The 22,999-nt window shown below is 60.4% G+C and carries 26 protein-coding genes and 1 tRNA gene; 19 read left to right on the top strand and 8 right to left on the bottom strand.

Annotated features, from left to right (window positions below):
* The first annotated feature begins 308 nt into the window (after nt 1-308).
* From RCF49_RS16680 to RCF49_RS16650, 7 genes are all read left to right on the top strand, one after another.
* On the top strand, nt 309-656 hold the full coding sequence (locus RCF49_RS16680; RefSeq protein ID WP_342640917.1) for a hypothetical protein: 348 nt from the start codon (nt 309-311) through the stop codon (nt 654-656).
* A gap of 4 nt (nt 657-660) precedes the next feature.
* Nucleotides 661-945: a hypothetical protein gene (locus RCF49_RS16675; protein WP_342640916.1), complete on the top strand. Its 285-nt coding sequence runs from the start codon at nt 661-663 to the stop codon at nt 943-945.
* On the top strand, nt 942-1,166 hold the full coding sequence (locus tag RCF49_RS16670) for a hypothetical protein (RefSeq protein ID WP_342640915.1): 225 nt from the start codon (nt 942-944) through the stop codon (nt 1,164-1,166). The genes RCF49_RS16675 and RCF49_RS16670 overlap by 4 nt, the downstream gene beginning before the upstream one ends.
* A gap of 34 nt (nt 1,167-1,200) precedes the next feature.
* On the top strand, nt 1,201-1,533 hold the full coding sequence (locus tag RCF49_RS16665) for a hypothetical protein (RefSeq protein ID WP_342640914.1): 333 nt from the start codon (nt 1,201-1,203) through the stop codon (nt 1,531-1,533).
* A gap of 36 nt (nt 1,534-1,569) precedes the next feature.
* Nucleotides 1,570-2,412 (top strand): DUF2303 family protein, encoded by an 843-nt coding sequence (locus tag RCF49_RS16660; RefSeq protein WP_342640913.1) that lies wholly within the window; start codon nt 1,570-1,572, stop codon nt 2,410-2,412.
* A complete protein-coding gene (ssb, locus tag RCF49_RS16655) occupies nt 2,412-2,891 on the top strand; it encodes a single-stranded DNA-binding protein (protein ID WP_342640912.1) in 480 nt (159 codons plus the stop codon). The genes RCF49_RS16660 and ssb overlap by 1 nt, the downstream gene beginning before the upstream one ends.
* A gap of 147 nt (nt 2,892-3,038) precedes the next feature.
* Nucleotides 3,039-4,649 (top strand): recombinase family protein, encoded by a 1,611-nt coding sequence (locus RCF49_RS16650; RefSeq protein WP_342640911.1) that lies wholly within the window; start codon nt 3,039-3,041, stop codon nt 4,647-4,649.
* Here the strand turns inward: RCF49_RS16650 and RCF49_RS16645 are convergent.
* The 3 genes from RCF49_RS16645 to mnmA form a co-directional block, all read right to left on the bottom strand.
* Nucleotides 4,628-4,704 (bottom strand) — tRNA-Met (locus tag RCF49_RS16645). The two genes, RCF49_RS16650 and RCF49_RS16645, sit on opposite strands and share 22 nt — an antisense overlap.
* A 150-nt stretch (nt 4,705-4,854) precedes the next feature.
* Nucleotides 4,855-5,580 (bottom strand): class I SAM-dependent methyltransferase, encoded by a 726-nt coding sequence (locus tag RCF49_RS16640; protein ID WP_342640910.1) that lies wholly within the window; start codon nt 5,578-5,580, stop codon nt 4,855-4,857.
* 47 nt (nt 5,581-5,627) lie between these two features.
* Nucleotides 5,628-6,860 (bottom strand): tRNA 2-thiouridine(34) synthase MnmA, encoded by a 1,233-nt coding sequence (gene mnmA, locus RCF49_RS16635; RefSeq protein ID WP_342640909.1) that lies wholly within the window; start codon nt 6,858-6,860, stop codon nt 5,628-5,630.
* A 332-nt stretch (nt 6,861-7,192) separates the two neighbouring features.
* Here mnmA and RCF49_RS16630 point away from each other — a divergent pair, with 332 nt between their 5' ends.
* From RCF49_RS16630 to RCF49_RS16620, 3 genes are all read left to right on the top strand, one after another.
* Entirely contained in the window at nt 7,193-7,468 is a 276-nt protein-coding gene (locus tag RCF49_RS16630) for a DUF1153 domain-containing protein (RefSeq protein ID WP_342640908.1), read from the top strand.
* A 107-nt stretch (nt 7,469-7,575) separates the two neighbouring features.
* Nucleotides 7,576-8,517 (top strand): aminotransferase class IV, encoded by a 942-nt coding sequence (locus tag RCF49_RS16625; protein ID WP_342640907.1) that lies wholly within the window; start codon nt 7,576-7,578, stop codon nt 8,515-8,517.
* A complete protein-coding gene (locus tag RCF49_RS16620) occupies nt 8,514-9,269 on the top strand; it encodes a hypothetical protein (protein ID WP_342640906.1) in 756 nt (251 codons plus the stop codon). The genes RCF49_RS16625 and RCF49_RS16620 overlap by 4 nt, the downstream gene beginning before the upstream one ends.
* A gap of 40 nt (nt 9,270-9,309) precedes the next feature.
* Here the strand turns inward: RCF49_RS16620 and RCF49_RS16615 are convergent, their stop codons facing one another.
* Nucleotides 9,310-9,642, bottom strand: coding sequence for a flagellar export protein FliJ (locus tag RCF49_RS16615; RefSeq protein ID WP_342640905.1), 333 nt, complete (start codon nt 9,640-9,642; stop codon nt 9,310-9,312).
* Between the two features lie 499 nt (nt 9,643-10,141).
* Between RCF49_RS16615 and ctrA the strand changes: the two genes are divergently transcribed.
* A complete protein-coding gene (gene ctrA, locus RCF49_RS16610; RefSeq protein WP_342640904.1) occupies nt 10,142-10,864 on the top strand; it encodes a response regulator transcription factor CtrA in 723 nt (240 codons plus the stop codon).
* 69 nt (nt 10,865-10,933) lie between these two features.
* Here the strand turns inward: ctrA and chpT are convergent, their stop codons facing one another.
* Nucleotides 10,934-11,620 carry a histidine phosphotransferase ChpT gene (gene chpT, locus RCF49_RS16605; RefSeq protein ID WP_342640903.1) on the bottom strand — a complete coding sequence of 229 codons (687 nt, stop codon included), beginning with the start codon at nt 11,618-11,620 and terminating at the stop codon, nt 10,934-10,936.
* Nucleotides 11,621-11,774: 154 nt separating this feature from the next.
* Here chpT and cysQ point away from each other — a divergent pair, with 154 nt between their 5' ends.
* From cysQ to RCF49_RS16585, 4 genes are all read left to right on the top strand, one after another.
* Entirely contained in the window at nt 11,775-12,590 is an 816-nt protein-coding gene (gene cysQ, locus RCF49_RS16600) for a 3'(2'),5'-bisphosphate nucleotidase CysQ (RefSeq protein ID WP_342640902.1), read from the top strand.
* 250 nt (nt 12,591-12,840) lie between these two features.
* Nucleotides 12,841-13,458: a DUF1134 domain-containing protein gene (locus tag RCF49_RS16595; protein WP_342640901.1), complete on the top strand. Its 618-nt coding sequence runs from the start codon at nt 12,841-12,843 to the stop codon at nt 13,456-13,458.
* Between the two features lie 154 nt (nt 13,459-13,612).
* Nucleotides 13,613-14,650, top strand: coding sequence for a hypothetical protein (locus RCF49_RS16590; protein ID WP_342640900.1), 1,038 nt, complete (start codon nt 13,613-13,615; stop codon nt 14,648-14,650).
* 75 nt (nt 14,651-14,725) lie between these two features.
* The gene (locus RCF49_RS16585; protein WP_342640899.1) at nt 14,726-15,811 is read left to right on the top strand and encodes an ROK family protein; all 1,086 of its coding nucleotides are present in this window, start codon (nt 14,726-14,728) and stop codon (nt 15,809-15,811) included.
* A gap of 142 nt (nt 15,812-15,953) precedes the next feature.
* Here RCF49_RS16585 and RCF49_RS16580 read toward each other — a convergent pair whose 3' ends face one another.
* Nucleotides 15,954-16,166: a hypothetical protein gene (locus RCF49_RS16580; protein ID WP_342640898.1), complete on the bottom strand. Its 213-nt coding sequence runs from the start codon at nt 16,164-16,166 to the stop codon at nt 15,954-15,956.
* A gap of 420 nt (nt 16,167-16,586) precedes the next feature.
* On the opposite strand from RCF49_RS16580, the gene sugE reads away from it, so the two are divergent.
* Nucleotides 16,587-16,907, top strand: coding sequence for a quaternary ammonium compound efflux SMR transporter SugE (gene sugE, locus RCF49_RS16575; protein ID WP_342640897.1), 321 nt, complete (start codon nt 16,587-16,589; stop codon nt 16,905-16,907).
* A 5-nt stretch (nt 16,908-16,912) separates the two neighbouring features.
* On the opposite strand, the gene RCF49_RS16570 is transcribed toward sugE, so the two are convergent.
* Together RCF49_RS16570 and RCF49_RS16565 are read right to left on the bottom strand one after the other, a co-directional pair.
* Nucleotides 16,913-17,689, bottom strand: coding sequence for a GGDEF domain-containing protein (locus RCF49_RS16570; RefSeq protein WP_342640896.1), 777 nt, complete (start codon nt 17,687-17,689; stop codon nt 16,913-16,915).
* Between the two features lie 111 nt (nt 17,690-17,800).
* Entirely contained in the window at nt 17,801-18,382 is a 582-nt protein-coding gene (locus tag RCF49_RS16565) for an amino acid synthesis family protein (RefSeq protein ID WP_342644222.1), read from the bottom strand.
* Between the two features lie 146 nt (nt 18,383-18,528).
* On the opposite strand from RCF49_RS16565, the gene RCF49_RS16560 reads away from it, so the two are divergent.
* From RCF49_RS16560 to RCF49_RS16550, 3 genes are all read left to right on the top strand, one after another.
* Nucleotides 18,529-20,328, top strand: a complete 1,800-nt coding sequence (locus tag RCF49_RS16560) for a helix-turn-helix domain-containing protein (RefSeq protein WP_342640895.1) — start codon at nt 18,529-18,531, stop codon at nt 20,326-20,328.
* A 116-nt stretch (nt 20,329-20,444) separates the two neighbouring features.
* Nucleotides 20,445-21,470, top strand: coding sequence for a flavin reductase (locus tag RCF49_RS16555; protein ID WP_342640894.1), 1,026 nt, complete (start codon nt 20,445-20,447; stop codon nt 21,468-21,470).
* A gap of 2 nt (nt 21,471-21,472) precedes the next feature.
* Nucleotides 21,473-22,984 (top strand): aldehyde dehydrogenase, encoded by a 1,512-nt coding sequence (locus RCF49_RS16550; RefSeq protein WP_342640893.1) that lies wholly within the window; start codon nt 21,473-21,475, stop codon nt 22,982-22,984.
* Nucleotides 22,985-22,999 lie beyond the last annotated feature (15 nt).

The raw sequence follows: 22,999 nt of genomic DNA, 5'->3' as shown, positions 1-22,999 counted from the left end.
CTTACGCGCCGCTGCTCAAGCGTCCTGGCATCCAACGTCTTCTCCCGCCCACAATCCTCGCAGACCACTTTCAGCGATTTTGCGCTGGCGAGCGGCCGCTTTAGTGCGGCATCGGTCATAGCGTCCATAATGCCTGGCGCCTCCGTTCTCCGTTTGGACCGATTCTCAATCAGAAAAAGGACCGAGAGTCGAGTCGCTAAGTCGGGACGTCTTTTTGTGCCTCGTCTACTAATTTGTTAGTTGATCAACTACCAATTTATCGGTAACAGTCCTCCTCATTAGCAGCTAACGGATGAGTAGAGGAACCCATGATCATCATTCCAGGACTGAGCGCGACCGCGACACTCGCTCAATCCGATGGGCGGACGACGGCGAAACAGTGGGAAGCTGCGCGAGCGTATGACCGAGCGCACCAGTCACGGTATGAGAACCCGGGATCCTTCGTCCGGATTGGTCGGGTCAAATGGAAAAAGGGGGTGCTGATCGACTTTATGGCCGACGTCATCCTCGATGCTGCGGTGAAGCGAGGTCGCGTCAGCCAGGCAGACTTCGATCAGGTTGCGATTCCCAAAGCAGTCGTGACCGAGCATCGAAACGAAGCCTTCCAACGCGCGCTTGTCATGGAGCCGCGCCTCCCCTTCATGCTCGAGGGGTAACCGCATGGCCAGCGCTGAGATCATCAGCTTTGCCGACGCGCGCTCCCATCGAGGGAGGCTACCCGTGCAGATGTGGCGCGATGCCCAGCACCAGTGGCGCGTTGGCGATGAATGTCTCGTGCCACGGCTCGATGGGCAAGGCTATGCTCCCGCCGTCATCACCGGAATTGACCGCGGCATTCATGCCGGCCGTGCCATCGTCTGCCCGCTGCGCGGCTATGGCGGCGCGCTCTGCTCGCAGCCCCTCGATGCTCTGCAGCCGCGCCCCCGCTCCCGAGGCGGGGCATGAACGACGATGAACACGGCCGAGATCCCGCAGCCGGCCTCACCAACAGCGGCACGCTCTATGTGGGGCCAACCGAGTTCAGCGCCGAGGACTTCGAGGAAGCGTTCGCGCTGCTCGAAGACACTGGCGCACTCGAGCTGCTGGATACCCAGCCTGAAAAATGCACGTGCGCTATCGACCTTGCCCTGTTTGAGGCCGCAGAACGTCGACGCGGCAACAACTGAGCCTTGCCGCCCCCTCACCTGAGGAGCAACACACATGAGCCGTTCCTTTTCCGCAATCCTGGCCGAGCTCGATCACGGCCGCGTTCATGACGAACTGACTGAGAAACTGGCCGATCTCGCCGACGCGGTGCGGGACACCCGCAAGGCCGGCACGGTCACCCTGACCCTGACAGTGAAGCCGAATGGTGAGCGCTCAGTAGAGATCACCGATTCCATCAAGGCCAAGCTGCCGGAGGGCGACAAGGCCAAGTCGCTCTTCTTCGTCGATGAGCACGGCAATCTCAGCCGCCGCGATCCCAGGCAAATGGAAATGCCACTGCGCGATGTCGAGGCTCACGCTCGGCAAGAGGTTCGCGCCATCGACTGATCGCCACCCGTTTTCTAGCCAAAGGGGAACCTGCCTATGAGCGAACCACTGACAGCCGATGCTCTCGAAATGCTGCGCAACGGCATTGCCGCGAGTTTTGCACCGATCGATAACCCGAGCGGCGGGAAGACATTGCTGGTCCCGGAGGGCTATCGCGCGGAGAACTTACCGCCTATCGACCCGCCACTCAGCGACCACATCAAGCAGCGTATCACCTTGCTCGATACGGCATCGTTCATTGCATACGTGAACGACTTTAAAACGGCCGAAACGCGGATCATAGCGGACAATCAGGCTCTCGGTTTCCAGGCCATCTTCGATTACCACGGCCGGCCCAGGATCGAGCAGTCTCAAGGCACGCCAGCTCGCCGAGCGCACCGCGCATCCTTTTCCCCTGTCAAATCAGAACAGTTTGCCAGATGGAGCGCGATCAACGGCAAGGCAACTCCACAGCTCGAATTCGCTCATTTTCTTGAGGAAAACCTACCTGATGTCGCTGAGCCAGATGGCGCCAGCCTGCTCGAGGTCGCTCTGAAGCTCGAGGCCTCAAAGAAGGTCGAGTTTGTCAGTGGCACTCGCCTCAATGACGGGTCGCAGCAGCTCACCTATGCCGAGACTGTCGAGACCAAGGCGGGTCAAAAAGGCGAACTCCGGGTGCCATCCGAGCTGACCATCGCCATTCCGATCTTCTTTGGCGGCCCCGTCTACAGCATGAAGGCCTTTCTTCGGTATCGTATCAGCGATGGCAAGCTGCACTTCATCGTTGATCTGCACCGCCTGAGATATGCCGTCGAAATGGCCTTCGCGGATTTCCGAACCCAAATCGACGCTGGCACTAAGCTGGCCAGTTTGCTCGGCAAGATCGAAGGGCTCGCGTGATGGCGGGCTCACTCAACAAAGCGACCCTTATCGGCCGCCTCGGCAAGGATCCGGAGATCCGCCACACCAAGGATGGCCGCCCGGTCGCCTCTTTCAGCCTGGCCACATCTGAGCATTGGCGGGACCGCGCCACAGGCGAGCGGAAGGAATGCACCGAATGGCATCAGGTGGTCGTGTTCTCGGAAGCCCTGGCCAAGGTCGCCGAGCAATACCTCCGCAAAGGCTCGTATGTGTACATCGAAGGCCAGCTGCAGACCCGCAAATGGCAGCATCAGGATGGCAGCGACCGCTACACCACCGAGGTGGTGCTGCAGGGCTTCAATGCCGTGCTCACAATGCTTGATAGCAAGCGCGATGATGGGGGCCGTTATGACCCGGCGGCCCGGGGCATGGATCCCGATCAGGCAGCAGGCTTCGCAGCCCAGGCACCGTTCGGCTCAAGCTCGTCCCTTGAGCTCAATGATGAGGTTCCGTTCTGATGAGGAAAGCGCCCGGCATAACACCCGCCGGGGCTGGGATGGATCCGGACATCCTCGAGCTGATCCGGGCGCTTGCGCGACAGGCAGCAAAACGCGATTATCTCGCGGCACAGGCCCGAAAGCCAACGGGCGCACCTGTCCTTGTACATGGCGATGAAAATTAAAACTGCCGCGCTCTACGCCCGCTTCTCGAGCGATCTCCAAAAGGACCGCTCGATCGATGATCAACTCGCCCTGTGTAGGACCTACTGCGAAAAAAACGGGATTCCTGTCGCCGGAGAGTATGTCGACCGGGCCAGATCGGGTGCCTCTGTGCTCGGCCGCGACGGCCTCGAGCGCTTAATGCAAGACGCCAGATCCGGTCTGTTCACTGTCGTTCTAGTCGAGGCCCTGGATCGACTGTCACGTGATCAGGAAGACCTCGCTGGAATTTGGAAGCGACTCCGGTTTTTGGGAGTGGAAGTTGTCGCTGTCCATGAGGGCACAGCCGACGCAATTCAGATCGGGGTCAGAGGGCTGGTCGGCGCTCTGTTCCTGTCCGATCTGGCCCATAAGGTGCGCCGCGGTCAGACCGGCGTTGTCAGAGAAGGTCGGCACGCCGGCGGGAAGGCATACGGGTATAAACCTGTCCCCGGCAAACCAGGTGAACTCGCAATCGACGACTCTGAAGCCGCAGTTGTGCGCCGGATCTTCGCTGAATATGTAGCAGGATCGACCCCAAGGGTCATCGCCGGCCGCCTAAACAGTGAAGGCGTCCCGCCACCACGCGGTGCCCGATGGAACGCCAGCACAATAAACGGCAACATGGCGCGCGGGCACGGTATCCTGCTCAACGACATATATGCCGGTCGTCTTGTGTGGAATCGGGTCCGGATGGTCAAAGATCCCGATACGGGGAAGCGGATCTCCCGGCCGAACCCAGAAAGCGAATGGCTTGTCACCGATGTCCCGCATCTGCGAATTGTGGATCAGGAGACGTTCGACGCGGCGCGGGCGCGTAAACTTGATCGGACTCACATGGCTCCAGCAAAGAGGCAGAAGCCACGTCACTTGCTTTCCGGGCTCCTAAGATGTGGTGCATGTGGGTCCGGCATGCGTGTCCACGACAAGAATCACGGGCGCGTCCGCATTATCTGCTCCCGCTATGCGGAGAGCCGGTCTTGCTCGAATACCCGCAGATACTATCTCGACAACATCCAGGCGACCGTGATCGCCGGCCTCGCTGACAAGATGCAGGATCCGGAAGGGCTCGCAGAGTATGTGCGTGTCTACAATGAGGAGATGCGCAGGCTGAGTGCGTCAGCTCGCAAACAGCGCGATAAAACCGAGCGCCGGTTAGGCGAGGTTACGCGCCAACTCGAACGGATCGTTGACGCGATCGCCGAAGGGGCTGTCAAAGTCTCTACCATCGCCGCGCGACTTAACGATCTTGAGACCGAGAAGGAACGTCTCCAGGCGGACTTGGCGGCATCGGACGATGACGACCGGGTTGTGTCGCTCCATCCTGGTCTGGTTCAGCAATACCAGCGCGACATTCAAGCTGTGGCTGCAGGGCTCACGGCAGCATTCAATGATGGTGATACCCGCGCCGTTGAAGCATTCCGGCGACTTGTGGAGTCAGTGACTATCAATCCGGCGAAGGCGGGCGAACCCGTCCACATCCTGGTCAAAGGACGCTTAAGCCAACTGCTCGGTCATGATGTGTTCCCCACAGCGCGAGTTTGCGGGGAGGCAGGTGGTAGCGGAGGAGGGACTTGAACCCCCGACACGCGGATTATGATTCCGCTGCTCTAACCAGCTGAGCTACTCCGCCTTCGTATAGACCGGTCCCAAGGGGCCGATCAGTGTCACTGCGCGCGGTGGATATAAGAGGGTCGTGTCTTACAAGTCAAGACAAGCTGACGCGTGAGATGTGGGCAAAGAGAGGTGGTTCGTTCTGCCGTTCCCTCGCCTGCTCTCCTGTTCAGGCCGGCACGTCACGGACCTGGACCCTGCCGGTGGCGGTCACGCTGTTCATGCCGGGCTTGGGCATCACCATGCCTGCGCCCGGCTCGGTCTTGGTGAAGCGCAGCATCGTGAACAGGCCAAGCGGCTGCAGCGGCCGCTCAGCCACCAGCCGCAGATCGTCACAAACCAAAATCGCATCCAGGGGAAATTCCGGCCGCCAACCCAGCGCCTCGGCGAAGCGGGCCATTCCGCGCTCCAAATGGCCGCGCAACCCGTGATCCTGGCTGAAGTGGTTGACAATGATCACCTCGCCACCCGGCTTGCAGACCCGCGAGAGCTCGCGCATCACCTTCTCCGGATCGGGCACTACCGTCATCACATACATGGCGACGACGATGTCGAAGGCCCCATCCTCGAAATCAAGCTCGGCTGCATCCATCTCGCGGAGCGCCTCAACATTGTCGAGGCCTTTCTCCTCAACCCGGCTGCGGGCTCGGGCGAGCATTTCCGGAGAGAGATCGACACCGGTGATCTTCAGATCGCGCTTATAGCGGGGCAGTGAAATCCCCGTGCCGACGCCCACCTCAAGCACTCTGCCGCTTCGTCGGTTGATCGCATCAACGGTCCGGGCGCGGCCATAATCCGCTATCAAACCGAAGGTCATATCGTAGACCGGTGCCCAGCGCGCATAAGCACGGCGGACCGCGTCCTCCTTCATGTCGACCAACTTGTTCGCGACCAAAGGCTGCTCCTTCCTTTCACCGCTCCGAACCCGAATAACGGCGTCCTTCACGCAGGCTCGCTTTGCCGAGATCGACCCGACTCGGCGCTCTTGTCTACAATTTCCTTACGGGCTGCTTCGATCCATCCGCCACCCAAAACACGGGTGGTCGAAGTGCCCGGCTGGTAAAAGACACAAGCCTGACCGGGTGATACCCCAAATTCGTCCTGCACCAAACCAACCTCTATTTGCCCATCGCGCGCCTGCAACCATGCCGGCACCGGGGGCCGTGTCGAGCGAATCCGGACGAGAAGTGGACGCTCCGCAGCACAGGCCGCCATCAGTGATTCGTCTCCGAGCCAGTTCACATCCCGTAGAATCAACCGGTTACGGGCCAGCATCTCCCGGGGGCCGACCACGACTTTGTGCGCCGACCGATCGAGAGTTACGACATAGAGCGGCTCTCCGCTAGAGATGTTCAATCCTCGACGCTGTCCAATCGTATAATTTACGATGCCCTGATGGCGTCCGAGCACACGTCCGTCAACATGCACAATGTCGCCAGGCTGCAGCGCATCGGGCCTCAGACGCTCGATCACCGACACGTAACTGCCATTGGGAACGAAGCAAATATCCTGGCTGTCGGGCTTGTCAGCGACGGAAAGACCGAAATATTCCGCCAATGCTCTGACCTCAGGCTTGCGCAAGCCGCCCAAGGGGAAACGTAAGAAATCAAGCTGTGCCTGGGTGGTCGTGAACAGGAAATAGCTCTGATCGCGATCGCCATCAGCCGCCATATACATATCGCGATGGCCGGAGCCGTCGGCGCGGGCAGCACTCGCAATATAGTGGCCGGTGGCCAGGGCCTCGGCGCCGAGGTCGCGGGCAAAGCCCAACAGGTCCGTAAACTTTACCTGCTGGTTGCAGCGGATGCAGGGAACCGGCGTCTCCCCAGCCATGTAGCTGTCGGCGAACTCATCCATGACGCTGGCCCGGAAGCGTGCTTCATAATCCAGAACGTAATGCGGAATGCCCAACCGCTCGGCGACTGAACGGGCGTCGTGAATATCGCGACCGGCACAGCAGCTGCGTGCCTTTTCCACCGCGGCGCCATGATCATATAGCTGGAGGGTGATGCCGATCACCTCAAAGCCGAGATGCTTCGCCAGGGCCGCGACCACCGAGCTGTCCACTCCGCCGGACATGGCGACCACGATCCGTGCGCCAGCCACAGCAGTTTGGACATCCAGGCCCGCTGCCGCGACGGCACAAGCACGTTCGATCAGTGACGCATCCGCCATTCTACGGTCCGGTTAACTAGGGTGAACGCAAATAGCCGGAATATGGCGGTCCGAAGCCGGCGCCGCAACCTCCATCCGATCGAGAATCCGACAGGCCTCACCGTGCCTCATTGGCCGTATGGTTTCCGAGATCTTAACAGAAATCGCGAAAATGACGGCAAGATATTCGGCAGACGTTCAGGATTGAGACAGATTCCGAAATGTGTTTGCGAATTGTTTGCCGATCTTTAGCGGTTTCTTAAACGGAGGGATTTACCGTTCCTGTACAGAGGGATGGCGACCGCTAGTCCAGTTAGCCCTCTCTTGGTTGTGTGAGTACAGGTATCGGGTAGATGGTAAGTCCTATGCGTTCGCGGGTCAGCTATGTGATCGGACCCGATGGCAGCCCCCTTACAGTCGCGGATCTGCCGCCGCCGAACACGCGGCGGTGGGTCATACGGCGCAAGGCGGAGGTCGTGGCTGCAGTGCGTGGGGGACTGCTCAGCATCGAGGACGCCTGCAATCGCTATCGCCTCACCGTTGAAGAGTTCCTGAGCTGGCAGCGCTCCATCGACCGGCACGGTCTTCCAGGCCTACGCGCGACGCGCATTCAACAATATCGAGGCTGACAAGAGGTCAGGGCTCAAGCGCAGTCACGTGGCCGCTCACCTACAGTCCATAGACAATGACCCTTGCCTTTGGCTAACCCTATTGTGTGAACAGGGAGCGCAAGGGAATGGGCAAGGGCAGCCACGAATATATCGATGATCCCCGCAATGCCGAGATCCTGATCTCAGTCAATGGCGCTCTGGTGCCCCGACATCAGGCCGTGGTCTCGGTGTTCGATTCCGGCTTCATTCTTGGGGATGGCGTCTGGGAAGGCCTGCGGCTTCATGCAGGTGCGATCCCGTTCCTCACGGCCCATCTCGAGCGGCTCTATGAGGGCGCCCGCGCCATTGACCTCGATATCGGTCTCACCCCGAAAGAACTCACGGATCGGATATTCGAGTGTGTTGATGCGAATGGCATGGAGGATGGAGTTCACATCCGCCTCATGGTGACCCGGGGCATCAAGGCAACGCCGTATCAAGACCCCCGCGTGACAATCGGGCCAGCCACGATCGTCATCATTCCCGAATACAAGACCCCGAAGCCGGAGGTGCTGGAGCGGGGGATGCGCCTGTTCACGGTGCATGTTCATCGTGGCGCTCCCGACGTGCAGGATCAGAAGCTGAATTCGCATTCGAAGCTGAATTGCATCACCGCCTGCATTCAAGCAACGAAAGCGGGAGCGGACGAGGCTCTGATGCTTGATCCGCACGGCTTCGTCGCGACCTGCAATTCGACCCATTTCTTTATCGTCAGGCGCGGCGAGGTCTGGACCTCGACGGGGGATTATTGCATTCCCGGGATCACGCGCGGCAACATCATTCGCCTCTGCCAGGAGAACGGGATACCCGTCTTCGAACGCCGGTTCAGCCTGACCGATGTCTATGGTTCCGAAGAGGCGTTCGTGACCGGTACCTTTGCCGGGGTGGTTCCCGTGCGAGAGATCGATGGACGACGGCTCGGCCATCCGCTCGCACCACCCACGGAATGGAGGGGGCCGGGCCCGATGGTTCAGAAGCTTCAGTCGCTCTACAAGGCGCTCTGTGCGCGGGAAGCGGTCCGGCCATGAACGCGCTGCGCGAGAATGACGGGGATCCCGTGCGCATCGCCATGTGGTCCGGCCCGCGGAACATTTCCACCGCCATGATGAGGGCGTTCGAGAACCGGCCGGACTGCGTGGTCGTGGATGAGCCCTTCTACGCGGCCTTCCTTCGCCTTTCCGGCCGAAACCATCCCATGCGCGAGGAGATCATCGCGGATGGAGAGGTCGATTGGCGGAAGGTGGTGGACAGCCTGTTTGCGCCCCTGCCGGGGTCGCGGGTGTTCTATCAGAAGCAGATGACTCACCACATGCTTCCCGGCCAGGATCGGTCGTGGATCCCCCGGCTCACCAATGTCTTCCTGATCCGTTCGCCCGAGCGGGTCGCGGCGAGCTATGCCAAGAAGCGCGACACGATCTCGCTTGAGGATCTTGGCTTCCAGGAGCAGGTGGAGATCTTCGATCAAGTGGCCGATGCTCTCGGAAAGGCGCCGCCGGTCGTCGATGCCGACGACATTCTCGCAACACCGCGCCGAATGCTGCAATTGCTCTGTGAAGCCTGCCAGATCCCGTTTGACGAGGCGATGCTGGCATGGCCCGCTGGCCGGAGGGCATCCGATGGGATCTGGGCGCGGCATTGGTATGGGGCGGTCGAGGCTTCGACCGGGTTTGAACCGCCACCGGCGGGTCAGCCCATTCTCAGTGACGCGCTAAAGCGGATCGTCGATCAGGCGCGTCCGTTTTACGATCGTATGGCAATTTATCGAATGAAGCCCGAGTAGCGACAAGGCGCGGGGGCTTTGGTGGGAAGCCGACGCCGCGCTATCGCCGCGCCTCTACCCTTCTGCCATCCTCACGGGAGGCATGCTGGCGACGCATGTCGCCGTCCTTCTCGAGGAGGATTTCGAGCTTACGCAACTCTGCGAGCTCATGATCGAGATTTGCCTTCGCCTCCTCCAGCTGGCCACGGAGATCTTCAATCGATTTATTGAGATTCTCGCGTCGGGCGATCGCCGCCCGCGCCGCTGTGGGATAATTGAAATGCGTGGGATCGCTGACGCCGGTCCGCTCTTCCTCGGCCTTGATCTGCTGAGCCAGATCAAGCTGCTTTCTTTCGAATTCAGCGATCATCATTTCGAGGTCTGCCGCCTGCATCCGCTTCTCCTCCACCCGAAACCTCTGCAGTCGTACAATCCCATCACGTGAACGCATTTCACACCCCGTTACAAATCCATCGGCCTCGCCGGGGCGCCTCTCGGCGCCGTCGATGCCGATGGTGAAAACTTCTTGAAGCTCCTCACCCAAACGCTTCATCTCCCCACGAGAATCGCGTATGGAGGAGAGTCTCGGTCGGTCTCGATCTTGATCAGTAGCACTTAAAGCTCGGTAAACTGCACGGTTGGCGAGATGATCGGATCAACAGAGGCAATGCGGCTTAATCCAAGTCATGCAAGACACACCCCGCAAGGCCGGAGTTTGTGATGCCTTCTGCAAATTATTTTCGACCCACCCACTCTTTCCCGTGCTCATTAGATTTTGTTAACCACTTACCCCGTAATTTAACCATCGGCGTTAACCGGTAGGTTAGAAACGCTTCGTAATGCTGAATTCCGAAGCGTCGACCCGTCTCGGGCAAGGTTGAGAGGGGAATCGAATGAGAGTCCTTCTGATCGAGGACGATACAGCGACCGCGCAGAGCATCGAGCTCATGTTGAAGTCGGAAGGCTTCAATGTGTACACGACCGATCTGGGCGAAGAAGGTGTCGACCTCGGCAAATTGTACGATTACGACATTATTCTGCTGGACCTTAACCTGCCGGACATGAGCGGCTATGAAGTGCTCAAGTCACTGCGGGTGAGCCGGGTGAATACTCCGATCCTTATTCTGTCAGGTCTCGCGGGCATTGAAGACAAGGTGCGCGGGCTTGGGGTCGGAGCGGATGACTATATGACCAAGCCGTTCCACAAGGACGAGCTGGTCGCGCGCATCCATGCGGTTGTCCGGCGGTCGAAAGGCCACGCGCAATCCGTCATTCAGACCGGCGACTTGCGTGTCAACCTCGACACAAAGACTGTTGAGGTGAATTCCCAGCGCGTGCACCTGACCGGCAAAGAGTACCAGATGCTCGAGCTGCTCAGCCTGCGCAAAGGCACCACGCTGACCAAGGAAATGTTCCTGAACCATCTCTATGGCGGCATGGACGAGCCTGAGCTGAAAATCATCGATGTGTTTGTCTGCAAACTGCGGAAGAAGCTTGCCGCAGCCACCGGCGGACGCCACCACATCGAAACGGTCTGGGGTCGTGGTTATGTGCTGCGCGATCCCGTTGACGACAACAACAGCAACAACAACCACGACGTGCGCGCTTCAGCCTAATCTTGGGCTGAGGCCGACATCCTTCTGATTCCGCGAACCACGGGAGGCGGTTACCGCCTTCCCGTAGTGCTAAACCTCGCGGGCCGTGTCTTCGTGCTCAGGGTCGGCTTGTGATGCTTCGCCGCCCGCACGATGCGCGACCACAGTTAGAGCGGAATTCTCCAGCTTAAGGTCGATCGCATAGCCGAGTTCTCTGGCGACGCGCGCCGCGTAATAGACCTGCACCAGGCGCGGATCGATATCGGCTTCCGCAACTTCTCCCTGCAGCAGCGAAGCTGGCTTCTCCGGAAGCTTGGCACCCTCGCCTGTCGCCGTGGCCGAAAACTGGTCATCCGCCATCCTTATGGTCACCTCGCCACCGCGGGGTATGCCGGATACGGCGATAAGCAGCAGGTTCAAGAGCAGCTTCACCTCTGATTTGGGACGGGTCTCCTTTGGTGTGTCCCAGAGAAGCTTGACCTTTTCATCGCCGATAAAGCCGCGCGCGACCTGTTCGGCCTCAGTCAAATCGAGGTAGGCACCGGCCGAGCCCGATGCACCGAAGGCCATGCGGCAGAACTGGAGCTTGGCGCTCGCGGTCTTCGCAGAGCGGCGGATAAGGTCGAGCGCGATCTCCTTCATGGCCTCGTCATCCTCGTCGTCGAGAACCTCGAGGCCATTGGTGATCGCACCGACGGGAGAGATGATGTCGTGACAGACGCGGCTGCACAGTAGAGATGCCAAATCGAGATCGCTCAGCAATGGCATTTCAGACATCGATGTCCCTCCAGGCAACAGAATCACTCAGGTTATTACAATTGTCCTGATACACGGCGTGTCCGGGGCTGCCAACCCAAGCGCGTCGATCTTTCTTGACCGGCATCGGACTCATCTGGAATTGAGGAGTGCTGCCAACTAGGAAAGAGTGCTCATGTCAGGCCAGTTCCCCGCTCCGCTTGCAGGCTCTCGGCTGTTCTGCAGCTTCGCCCCGCTCGCCTTTGCAGCGGGCCGCGCGATCATGGAGATCTACCGATGCGGCCCCACCGTCGCGCTTAAGGCCGATCATTCACCGGTCACGGAGGCGGACCAGGTCGCGGAGCGGATCATCCTCGCCGGCCTCAAAGAAAGCCTGCCGGACCTTCCCGTTGTGGCCGAGGAGGCCATGGCAGCCGGTCAGTGCCCGGCGATCGGCGAGCGATTCATTCTGGTTGATCCGCTCGATGGCACCAAGGAGTTCATCAGCCAGAATGGAGAATTCACCGTCAATATCGCGCTGATCGAGGCGGGGCACCCACGGGCTGGAGTCGTCTATGCCCCCGCGGTCAACCAGCTCTATTTCGGAGAGATTGGGCTCGGGGCATGGCAAGCCGAGATCGAGGTTGAAGATCCGTTCGAGAGGGCCGCGTTCCGTCCCATTCACACGCGGCCATGCCCGGATGACGGGTTCACTGTTGTCGCCAGCCGAAGCCACCGCGATGCCGCAACGGATGAGTATCTGAGGGGGCAACCGGTCAGAGAACTGGTTTCAGCGGGATCATCTCTGAAATTCTGCCTGATCGCCGCGGGTCTTGCGGATCTGTATCCCCGCTTCGGGCGCACCATGGAATGGGATGTGGCGGCGGGGCATGCGGTGCTTGCGGCGGCTGGCGGCTCGGTCAGCGGCATCGATGGTGGCGATTTCACCTATGGGAAAGAGCATCGTGGCTTCGACAATCCCGGTTTTATCGCTCGCGGCTGGAAAATCTGAAAACAGCCTTTCCAATGCGTTAACGGTTTGGAAGTTCCCAGCGACTACACTGGTGCAATGAAGCGCTGCCGATGGGGCTCGGTGGTCGACAATATGTCTCAACGCTGCCCGATTTTTCGAGAAGGTGGCGGACGAGAACAGGCCGGCAGTGGTGGTGGGGTGCTGCAGGGTCCAGGTGCTGCGAGCGCGGGTGGCGGCGAAGTTGGCAAGTCTCTCTCGCCTTCCAGCGCAAGCCCGAGTGGGAAAGACCATGATGAAGTCGTTTCTGAAGAGCGTTCGATCCAATTCCGTGGCGATTGTGAGCGGGGTGGTTCTGGGATTGGTGGCTGCCGCATTGACACCCGCCCCTGCCCTTTCCCAGTCAGCGACACAGAATCCAAACAATCAGCACTATAGCGCCCAAGAGATCGTCCAGGCGGGTCACCAGTTCTTCGGAACCACGACGGCCGGCTTTGCCGAGGTGATCGAGAGGGTCTTCGCGGATTCCGGGCAGCCGACCGGCTATATCGTCGGCCAGGAAGCCGCGGGAGCCTTCTTTGGCGGCCTTCGCTACGGGGAAGGCACCATGTATCTGAAGAATGGGGGAAGCTACCGGGTCTATTGGCAGGGCCCATCCATCGGCTTCGATTTCGGCGGCAATGGCTCTCGCGTCATGACGCTGGTCTATAACATCACCTCCCCCAACCAGATCTACACCCGCTTCATCGGCGTGGAAGGCTCCGCGTATATCATCGGCGGATTTGGGGTAAACTATCAACAAAACCAGTATATTAGGCTCGCACCCATCCGCACAGGCGTGGGGGCGCGGCTCGGCGCGAATGTCGGCTATCTCAAGTATACGCCGGAGCCCACATGGAACCCCTTCTAGGACGATGCACGTAATCTTTACGAAGCAGCATTCTCAATGCTGCCTAGACGCGATAAGCTTGCCTTGATGTAAGTTGGGGTTTATTTGCTGGCGGCGAGTTCGCGACGAGACCCGACATTATTGGTCGAGCCAACTCCGTCAGCAGACGGAGCGCTTGTCAGCCAGGAAAGAGAGCGCAAGTCGGATGGTCTATCTCGAGACGATCATGTTGATCGCTCTGGGGTTTGTCCTGGCAAGCCTCATCGCACTGTTTCTGTTGCGCATCGTGTGGCATCACGGTGAGCGCGTCGGACGACGTCGTGTGCAGCGCCAATTCCCAACGACCAGCGAGGAGCTCCGCGCGGACCGGGCAAGACTGCGTGCGGAGAATGCGATGCTGGCGCGGCGTCATGAGCTGCGCATCCAGGATTACAAGCTGCAGCTGCAGGAGCGAAATCGCGACATCGTTCAGGTGCGCGCGGAACTGGAGGAGCTCGGCCAGGAGCTTCGACAGCGGGATGACCAGATCGCAAAACTGCGCGCTAGCCGTACGCCGCTCGAAGAGGAGCTGGCCGAGCGCACCTCAGCCCTGCAGTCCCTGCAGCGGAGCGCGCGGGATTATCTCGACCAGATTCAGAAGCTGTCGCGAGAGCTGGAAGAGGCGCATGAGGCCCTCCGGGAAAGAGACAAGCAGATCGAAGCGCTACAGCTGCAGTCGGAGACTATGGCAAGCGCTCGTCCCGCCGAAACGCTGCACGTTCCCGACACAAAGCTCTGGATGCCGAGCAGCAAGGCGCGGCCAAATGGCATAGCCAATGGGCTTGCTTCCCTCGATATTGCCCCACGGAGTGAAGAGGGCACAGGCGTTCAGGAGCCTGAAGAGAAGCAAGAGAGCGAGCTGGCTGAAGAGAGCATCGAGCTCGAAGAGTCCCGTCCAGCGCCGACGCGCAGCACCGAGGCCGGCATGAATGACGACGAGGGTGCTGAAGAGGCCGATGAGACCGCGGATCGCACCATCCAGGCGCAGGCCATGGGATCCGCCGAAGTGAACGGATCTTTGCCAGCCAAGACGGAAGGATCCGAAGCGATCACGAGCCGCAAGCCCGCAGGCAACAATATCAGCAGGCTCAAATCGGCCAAGAAGAAGCGTCGCGCAAATCGCAACCCTGACAGGTCCACGCAGGACGCCGACCTGCCGAAGGCGGTTCAGTAGCCATCGCGATATGCGTCAAGCAACCATTATTGCTCGCGCCGCGTTTGTTCCGGTCGCAGGTGGGAGATGGTTGTGGTGCGGGCATCGAAAACGCATGGTTCGGGCGGTCCGGCGGTTCATGGCGCCCTAGAGCTGCCTGCGGTCACAGTCGACAGCTATAATATCGAGATCAAGGACGCGGAAGGCTTCCTTGGCGATCAGGTCAGCGGACGCGCCTTCCGCGCTATGCTGGACGATGCGAGAAAGGCCATCGCCGCCCACGGGACTGATCCGCTCGGGGAAGAACCGAGCAGCGAGATCAGCAAAAAGACGCTGGACAAGATCATTGCTGAGGGCGACCCCAAGGCTGCCAGCATCGTCATCGGGACGATCTCGGAATTCGGCGAGAAGCTCGCGAATGTGGTGCGGCGGTTTCGCCGGCAGAAGGACTGGCGGGAGGTCCAAGCCATCGTCGTTGGTGGCGGCCTGAGGCAGAGCCGGACGGGCGAGTTGATCATCGGACGAGCAGCCACACTCCTGCAGGGCGAAGGCGTGCCCGTAGACGTCATGCCCATCGCCCATCATCCGGACAAGGCCGGTCTGATCGGCGCAATTCACCTGGTTCCGCGATGGATGTTCGAAGGCTTCGATGCCATCCTCGCCGTTGATGTGGGCGGCTCCAACATCCGCTGCGGCATTGTCTTACTGAACGGGAAGAAGGCGCCCGACCTGTCTCAGGCCAAGGTGGACCAGCTCAAGCTCTGGCGGCATGCAAATGATGGCCCCAGCCGCGATGAGGCGGTGAAGCGCATGACGGACATGCTGAAGTCACTGATCAAAGCGGCGGAACGAGACAAATACAAGCTCGCGCCAGTGATCGGCATTGGCTGTCCCGGTGTGATCACCGAAAACGGGATGATCGAGAAAGGTGGGCAGAATCTACCGGGAAATTGGGAGAGCAACCGCTTCAACCTGCCCGAAGCGGTTCAGACAGAGATCCCCAAAATCGCTGAGCATGAAACCTATGTGGTCATGCATAACGACGCGGTCATTCAGGGGTTGAGCCAATTGCCCTTTCTCCGGCATGTAGAGAAGTGGGGCGTTTTGACGATGGGGACCGGCCTCGGCAACGCCGTGTTCACGACCAAGGATTTGGAGGAACCTGCCGGCCAGTCGAGCTAACGGGGGTGACAGAATGCCATCCCGCACTCAGTCGCTTCCTTGAGCGTGACCTTCCGCCGGGCGTCGGACAAAGTGAGGGGCCGGATGAGCAATTGCTTCCGACCCCTTGGGAGAAGATCACACGATTGCACGCTGATTAGGCTTAGGCGCGCAAGCCGTAGCGGCGTTCTATCTCGCGCTCCACACTGTCGGTGAAGACATCACCGTTCAGGTGCAGCATGCGGGCGATTTCCTTATCAGCCTGGCGCTGACGGCTCTCCAAGAATGCGGTGTAAAGCCGGCGCAGAAAGCCCGGGAGGCTTGAGCCTTCCCTAGCGCCCGCTACGGGCAAGGCAGAGGAAGCTACTGATTTCATCGGTCCCATCCTATCGGTCTGGCGCGAAGCCGATCCTTTGAATTTGTTGCCTCCTATATAGCTTTATTGCTGCATCGCAACATCAACTTATCGGTCATTGGTGCTATGCACAATATGCATGGGCTTTTAAATCCTCCCTTAAAAGCAAGCGATTAGGACCGGACATCGCCGATATTTAGAGCATCTGCATAATTCTGCGGCAGATAGCATCTGGCAGCGCAGCATTGATCTCTTTCTCCAACCTGCCAAAGCGCTGCGCCAGCCCCGGTCCATGGAACAGAGGATGGGCATCAAAAGGCAACGTGAGTTGCCAGGCAGGCTGCTCGTGGATAAGTGGATGGACCTGCAGATCTGCCTTCCGCGCGAGATCTGGTCCATATGGGTATGGCCGGGAAATGCCCCGCTGCAATGAGGGTTGCTGTGGCTTGGATTTATCTGACCGTTGCCGGTCTCTTCGAGATTGTTTGGGCCTATGCCATGAAGCTCTCGGAAGGCTTCACCAAGCCAGTTCCCACCACCGTGACGCTGGTCGCCATGCTCATCAGCTTCGGCCTGCTGGCCGTGGCGATGCGTTCGCTGCCCCTCGGCACGGCCTATGCCATTTGGACCGGCATCGGCGCGCTCGGTGCGTTCGTGGTGGGAATTTTCGTCCTCGGCGAGGGAGCAACCCCGCTTCGGCTTATCAGCGCAGGGCTGATCCTTGCGGGGATCATCGGCTTGAAATTCAGCGCTGATGGCTGAAAGGCTTATTGACGGCACGTGCCAGCGAGAGCCGAGGGCGCGGGCATGGCCAGTTCCGGCGGGAGCAGGCGGTTCAAGTCCGGGGAAACGCAGACCCGGTTGCGGCCACCTTGCTTTGCGGCATAAAGCGCGCGATCTGCCTCGATATAAAGCTCATCCAGCGAACGATGCTGGCGGATCGCCGCCCCGATCGAGACGGTGAGCCGAACGGCACGGCCCTCAACCACCAACGGAATTGAACTCAGCCGGTGGCAGAGCCGCGACAAACGCCGGACCAGAAGCTCTGGTGGAATGTCTTCTGTCAGCAACGCGAACTCCTCACCGCCCATGCGGCAGAGGCGACCCCAGTCGTTAAGCTCCGAGGCCATGATCTGTGCCACGGTACGCAGGACCTGATCGCCTGCGCGGTGGCCATAGCTGTCATTGACCGATTTGAAGTGATCGATGTCGACGATGACGAGCGACATGCCCGGATTCTCAGGTGCAAGCTCCTCATCGAACAAGCAGCGGCGATTGAGCAGACCGGTGAGAGGGTCGGTGCGGCTCAGCTCATCCACATGGCGCTTGGCCTCCCAAAGCTCGAGCTGGGCTTTGCCGATTGCCCAGAGAATGGGCACGGCGACGACTGTCGCCGTAAACACAGTGATGGCCCAAGAGGTTAGAGTCGCTGACCAGGTGGTAAAGAGGATCAGCCGGAAGCCGATGTCGATCGACAGGGCGACGGAGATTGCAACCACCGTCGTTGCAGCGACATAGCGGTGCAGATCGGATCGAGTCTTCACGGAAGGCTGCGCGATCCATTTGCAGCCGCTCACAAAACGCTCAAGAAGGCGGGGCAAGTCCATTGGCCGGTCCTCAAGTCGAAGCTACCCTCGTGAACTGCCCCTACGCCGTCAGCCGGCGGCTTCCATTTCCTTCATGTCCTGGAAGCGATCGCCGATACGCGGATGCATGCGGCCGCCGTCGGAGGCGCCGATCGCAATCAGGATCTCGTCGGCTGCGGGCGCATCCGGGATCGAGAAGGTCGCGGTAATGAAGTGGGACCGGGTGCCCGTGACGGTCTTGTGGGTCATTGGCAGCGAAACGAGCATGCCGGCAGGACCGCGGGTGTTGGTGAAGCTCAGATAGGTGGTGCCGCCAACAGCATTGCGGAACAGATTGCCGAAACGCAGCGTATGGATCAGCGCCGAGCCGTGCTCAACCTCACCATTGCTGCCGACGATGGCCGCCTTTCCATAAGCCTCAATCTGCTCCGGAGCGATGATCCTGGTCAGGCGACTGACCAGCTCCTCGCCGAGCACAGGGGCCATGGCCAGGATTTCCGGCCTGAGGTCCTCAACGAAGCCACGTCCGCGCCAGGGATTGGTCAGCACGGCGGCCGCCACTGCCATGGTGATCGGCCGGTCGCCAGCCTTTCCACCCTCAATGAACGTCTCTTCCGTGTAACAGGCAATCTTGCGGATTTCTGGTTTCATCATTAGGTCTCGCGCGAGAGTAAAAATAATGGGAGAAGGCTACAGGTGAAATCCGCTGTACTCTTCCTATGATGCGGAGGAACGTTGGCCCCGCCGCTTCCCCAGAACGTGTGAGTGAAGTGAGATCAGCAGCAGCTACAAGTGCCGTGATCGATCGATCGCAGTTTCGATCATTGCGGGACGTTGCGAGCCTTATCAATTCGAGTGGCGATCTCGATACGATTTTCCGCCATTTGGTCTATGCAGCGTGCCATCACGCCCATTGGTCCATGGGCGGAGTGATGAGCGTGGACCAGCGCAGCGGGTTTGTCCATGTGATCGCCCGGCATGATCCCAACCTGCTGGAAAATGCGCTCGAGGATCGCTGGACGCTGACCACAAGCCCGGCGCTGATCGCCTTGACGCGCAACGCACCGGTGATCATCCCGGATGCGCAGAGCTCCGAAGAATTCCCAGGCTATCGGCAAGAGGCGCGAGAGCGGGGCTATCGCACGGTGCTGGTCATTCCCATGGACTGCAAGGACCAGCAGGGACGCGCCATGGTGCTTTCCCTGCAATCAATGCAAGTGGTGGATGTTACGGAGAACGAGCTCGCCTTTCTCGAGACCATTGTGCATCTCGGGGCCATCGCCATCGACAAGGCCAAGCGGCTGCAGGCAGAACAGGCTTTCGCCGAGCGCCTGCAGAGCACGCTGAGCGCCCATTCCTCGCTGATGCAGCGGGTGCTGTCGGACGGCTCAGTGACCTCAGCCACATCGGTGATCGGCAAGCTGCTGCTGAACCCGATCGTCGTGGTGGATCTGACGGCGAATCTGGTTGTGGCGGAACGGCCGCCGCGCGCGGACCTGTGCGATGATGCGGCTTGGCAGGCGGCGATGCACGGCAATGTGGGCCGGCAGTTCACCGAAGCCGCACGCAATATCGTGAGCACCCGACCGGGCGAGATCTCGGATCTCACGGTCACGCTCGGAAACAAGCCCGTGAGGCTTTCGGCCATGATCGAGCCTCTGATCGTAGATGGCAACATGGTGGGGGCTCTCTTCGTGTTCCCGCGCATGGAGGATTTCAGCGATCTCGATCATCTGCTGCTCGATAGTGCGAAATTCGCACTCAGCGTGCAGATGATGCGCAGCCATATCCGGTTCAGCAGCGAGTCCCAGGGGCTGAGCGACCTGTTCGCGGAAATCTTCGAATCGCGCTGGCGCAATGCGGACGACATCACCGCGCGGGCACGGCGCTTGGGCATCGATCTCACGGAGCCCGCACGGCTGATCGCCGTCGAAGCCGCCGCGGACAAGGATGGCAGCGGTCTTGCCTCACTCGAGCTGCACCGCTCGATCGCCCGAATTGCCAAACAACAGGATCCCGGGGCCAGCGTTGCGGCGCTCGATCATGTGATCGTGTGCCGGGTGCCGGGGGACGACAGCAAATCCGAAGAGCGCTGCCGGGCGCTCATGCGAAAGATCATCGAGGAGGCGCGCTGGATTCTCGACGAGACGCCGGCGGTGGTCATGAGCAAGCCGTTCCGCGGCGTCGAGACCCATGCGGCGGCCTGGGAAGAGTGTATCCGGCTCATCAGGCTGGCGCGGCGCCTCAACCGGCATGGCGCGCTGACATCGAAGGATTTCGGCCCATTCCCCGTGCTGCTCTCCGCGGCCGATGCGCAGGAGATCCGCGCCTTCATCGCCAGCACGATTGGCCCGATCCTGGCGCATGATCAGAAGCACGGGACCGCGTATATCGAAACGCTCACGCAGTTCCTCAATCACGGCTGCCGGAACCAAGCTTGCGCAGATGCGATGGGGCTGCACGTCACCACCCTCCGCTACAGGCTTGCGCGGCTTCACGAGCTGTTCGGGGTCGAGATGGACACGCCAGAACGCCGGTTCACGCTCGAGCTCGCGATCCGGCTGCATGCGAGCCTTGCCGACGAGCCGAATGACTAACCGTGCAGCGCTTATGCTCTGTCACATAGGACAGGGATCGCGCTTGTTTCCTCGCGAGTGATGGAAGAAGATAGCCCAGCGACAGTCTAGCCTCCTCTTAAGCGATGGAGAGGCAATTGACGTCCGCAGCTGCACATCACACCGAAACTGTGCTCGATCCGCGCGAGCTGCGCCGAGCCTTCGGCTCCTATGTGACCGGGATTACGATCATCACCACATGGGGCGAAGATGGCCTGCCGCGCGGGATGACCGCGAATTCATTCACGTCGGTTTCGCTCGATCCGCCGCTGCTCCTCGTCTGCGTCGGCAAGAGCGCCTCGAGCTATCCGGCTTTCCGCTCCGCCTCGGTGTTCGGGGTCAATCTGCTGCATGAGGGGCAGAAGGACGTCTCGTCCCTTTTTGCGTCCAAGGTAGCAGACAAGTTTGCCGGGATCGGTCATGGCAAGGCGCATACGGGTGCGCCCATTCTCAAGGATTGCCTGACCTGGTTCGACTGCAGCGTGCATGAGCGGATCGATGCGGGCGATCACATGATCCTCATCGGCCATGTGCATGCCTTCGAGACGAAGCCGGCCATGCCGCTCGGCTTCTATAGCGGGCGCTACATGTCGGTTGATCCGACGCTTCGCCAGGGGGTTTCGCCCTCGCACACGATGCTGGTCGGGTATCTCATCGAGCATGATGGCAAGATCCTGTTGCGGGAAGACGGTGAGAACCGCTGGGCATTGCCGGTTTCGCGCCATCGTCGCGCCGGCGCCGCCCTGCAGCTCGATGATCACACGATCGTGGCGCTGCGGCCGGAAGAGACCTTCCTCTATTCCGTATTCGACGTGGCCGATCCCGAGCCTGGCTACATCATCTATCGTGCCCGTCTCGCGGATGGTTCTGCGCTCGAGAATACATTGCCGCGGGGCTATCGCTTCTTCGCGCCGGTGGAACTGCCCTGGGACGGGCTTCCGCTCAAAGAGCTTCGCGGCATGCTGCGGCGCTATCTCGCCGAGCGGCGGGACTCGCGGTTCAGCGTCTATATCGATTCGACCGATGGCGGCCGCCTCGCGATGATCGACGGAGCCTCGAAGCCATGGCGGGCACCCGATTTTTTGGCCGAGCAGCTCAATAGCGAGAACGGGGAAGCACGCTGAATATGACCCTGACAGAGCGTATGATCGAGGGAGCTCGGCTCAATCATTTCATCAACGGGAAGCGCACCGCTCCCCGCTCGGGGCAGTATCTTCAAAGCTTTGATCCCACGACGGGCCAACCCTGGTACGAGGCGGCGGACGGGGATGCGGCCGATGTGGACGCGGCCGTTCAGGCGGCACAAGCCGCGCTTGTAGACCCGGCCTGGCGGCGCATGACCCAGAGCGCCCGCGGCAAGCTGGTGCGCAGGCTCGCCGAGCTGGTGGCGCGAGACGCCGACACGCTCGCCCGCATCGAAATGCGCGACAATGGCAAGCTCCTGCGGGAGATGCAGGCGCAGCTCGGGGCCATGCCCGACACCTATCACTATTTCGCGGGAATGGCGGACAAGCTGCAAGGCGAGACCATCCCCGTCAACAAGCTCGATATGCTGAACTTCACCCTGCGGGAGCCGCTCGGTGTCATCGGCATGATCACGCCCTGGAATTCGCCGCTGATGCTGCTCACCGGCACGTTGGCGCCATGTCTCGCCATCGGCAATACGGTGGTGATCAAGCCCTCCGAGCACACATCCGCCTCGACGCTCGCCCTTGCGGAGCTGATCCAGGAAGCGGGCTTTCCAGACGGTGTGGTGAATGTGGTGACCGGCCATGGCAAGACCGCGGGAGAGGCCCTCACCCGGCATCCCGGCATTGCCAAGATCGTGTTCACCGGCAGCACAGCGACCGGACGCCGGATTGCAACCAATGCGGCTGGCAATCTGGTGCCGTGCCAGATGGAACTCGGCGGCAAGTCGCCCCATGTCGTGTTCGATGACGTCGATCTGGATCGGGCCGTGAATGGCGTGGTCGCGGGCGTGTTCGCGGCCGGCGGGCAAACCTGCATCGCGGGGTCACGCTGTTTCGTCGAGGCTCGTGTCTATAGGGATTTCATCGAACGGCTGGCGGATCGCGCCAAACGGGTGCGGATCGGCCACCCTGCGGATGAGGCCACCGAGCTTGGTCCACTGGCTTTGGCGGCCCAGCTCGAGAAGGTCGAAACCTATGTGAGCTATGGCGTCGCGGACGGCGCCAAGATCGCCGCGGGTGGCCGGCGGCCCCAGGATGAGGCGCTCGTCCGCGGGTGGTATTTCGAGCCAACCGTTCTGGTCGATGCGAAGAACGAGATGCGCTTCATGCGGGACGAGATCTTCGGTCCCGTGGTCGGCGTGATGCCGTTCCGCGACGAGGACGAGCTCATCCGGCTTGCCAATGACACTCATTATGGACTTGCGGCGGGGATCTGGACCCAGAACATCGACAGGGCAATGCGGTTTGCCCGCAATGTCGATGCCGGCACGGTGTGGATCAACACCTATCGCTCCGCCGCGTATATGTCGCCCTCCGGCGGCTTCAAGGAAAGCGGCTATGGCAAGCGTGGCGGCTTCGAGGTCATGCGGGAGTTCTCACGGCTCAAGAACGTGGTGATCGACCATTCCGGTGCCACTCAGGATCCTTTCGTCATTCGCCTGCGCTAAGGCCCCGATCTTCTC

It is taken from the genome of Rhodoligotrophos sp. CJ14, from assembly GCF_038811545.1.
GTDB classification, from domain to species: domain Bacteria; phylum Pseudomonadota; class Alphaproteobacteria; order Rhizobiales; family Im1; genus Rhodoligotrophos; species Rhodoligotrophos ferricapiens.
The sequence above is the reverse complement of the archived record's forward strand: the minus strand, read 5'-3'. Positions and strand labels throughout refer to the sequence as shown.

Excerpts from the sequence above, each read along its gene's own strand:
- RCF49_RS16680 (WP_342640917.1), top strand. The coding sequence starts at position 309 with ATGATCATCATTCCAGGACTGAGCGCGACCGCGACACTCGCTCAATCC.
- RCF49_RS16675 (WP_342640916.1), top strand. The coding sequence starts at position 661 with ATGGCCAGCGCTGAGATCATCAGCTTTGCCGACGCGCGCTCCCATCGA.
- RCF49_RS16670 (WP_342640915.1), top strand. The coding sequence starts at position 942 with ATGAACGACGATGAACACGGCCGAGATCCCGCAGCCGGCCTCACCAAC.
- RCF49_RS16665 (WP_342640914.1), top strand. The coding sequence starts at position 1,201 with ATGAGCCGTTCCTTTTCCGCAATCCTGGCCGAGCTCGATCACGGCCGC.
- RCF49_RS16660 (WP_342640913.1), top strand. The coding sequence starts at position 1,570 with ATGAGCGAACCACTGACAGCCGATGCTCTCGAAATGCTGCGCAACGGC.
- ssb (WP_342640912.1), top strand. The coding sequence starts at position 2,412 with ATGGCGGGCTCACTCAACAAAGCGACCCTTATCGGCCGCCTCGGCAAG.
- RCF49_RS16650 (WP_342640911.1), top strand. The coding sequence starts at position 3,039 with ATGGCGATGAAAATTAAAACTGCCGCGCTCTACGCCCGCTTCTCGAGC.
- mnmA (WP_342640909.1), bottom strand. The coding sequence starts at position 6,860 with ATGGCGGATGCGTCACTGATCGAACGTGCTTGTGCCGTCGCGGCAGCG.
- RCF49_RS16630 (WP_342640908.1), top strand. The coding sequence starts at position 7,193 with ATGGTAAGTCCTATGCGTTCGCGGGTCAGCTATGTGATCGGACCCGAT.
- RCF49_RS16625 (WP_342640907.1), top strand. The coding sequence starts at position 7,576 with ATGGGCAAGGGCAGCCACGAATATATCGATGATCCCCGCAATGCCGAG.
- RCF49_RS16620 (WP_342640906.1), top strand. The coding sequence starts at position 8,514 with ATGAACGCGCTGCGCGAGAATGACGGGGATCCCGTGCGCATCGCCATG.
- RCF49_RS16615 (WP_342640905.1), bottom strand. The coding sequence starts at position 9,642 with ATGCAGGCGGCAGACCTCGAAATGATGATCGCTGAATTCGAAAGAAAG.
- ctrA (WP_342640904.1), top strand. The coding sequence starts at position 10,142 with ATGAGAGTCCTTCTGATCGAGGACGATACAGCGACCGCGCAGAGCATC.
- chpT (WP_342640903.1), bottom strand. The coding sequence starts at position 11,620 with ATGTCTGAAATGCCATTGCTGAGCGATCTCGATTTGGCATCTCTACTG.
- cysQ (WP_342640902.1), top strand. The coding sequence starts at position 11,775 with ATGTCAGGCCAGTTCCCCGCTCCGCTTGCAGGCTCTCGGCTGTTCTGC.
- RCF49_RS16595 (WP_342640901.1), top strand. The coding sequence starts at position 12,841 with ATGATGAAGTCGTTTCTGAAGAGCGTTCGATCCAATTCCGTGGCGATT.
- RCF49_RS16580 (WP_342640898.1), bottom strand. The coding sequence starts at position 16,166 with ATGAAATCAGTAGCTTCCTCTGCCTTGCCCGTAGCGGGCGCTAGGGAA.
- RCF49_RS16565 (WP_342644222.1), bottom strand. The coding sequence starts at position 18,382 with ATGAAACCAGAAATCCGCAAGATTGCCTGTTACACGGAAGAGACGTTC.
- RCF49_RS16550 (WP_342640893.1), top strand. The coding sequence starts at position 21,473 with ATGACCCTGACAGAGCGTATGATCGAGGGAGCTCGGCTCAATCATTTC.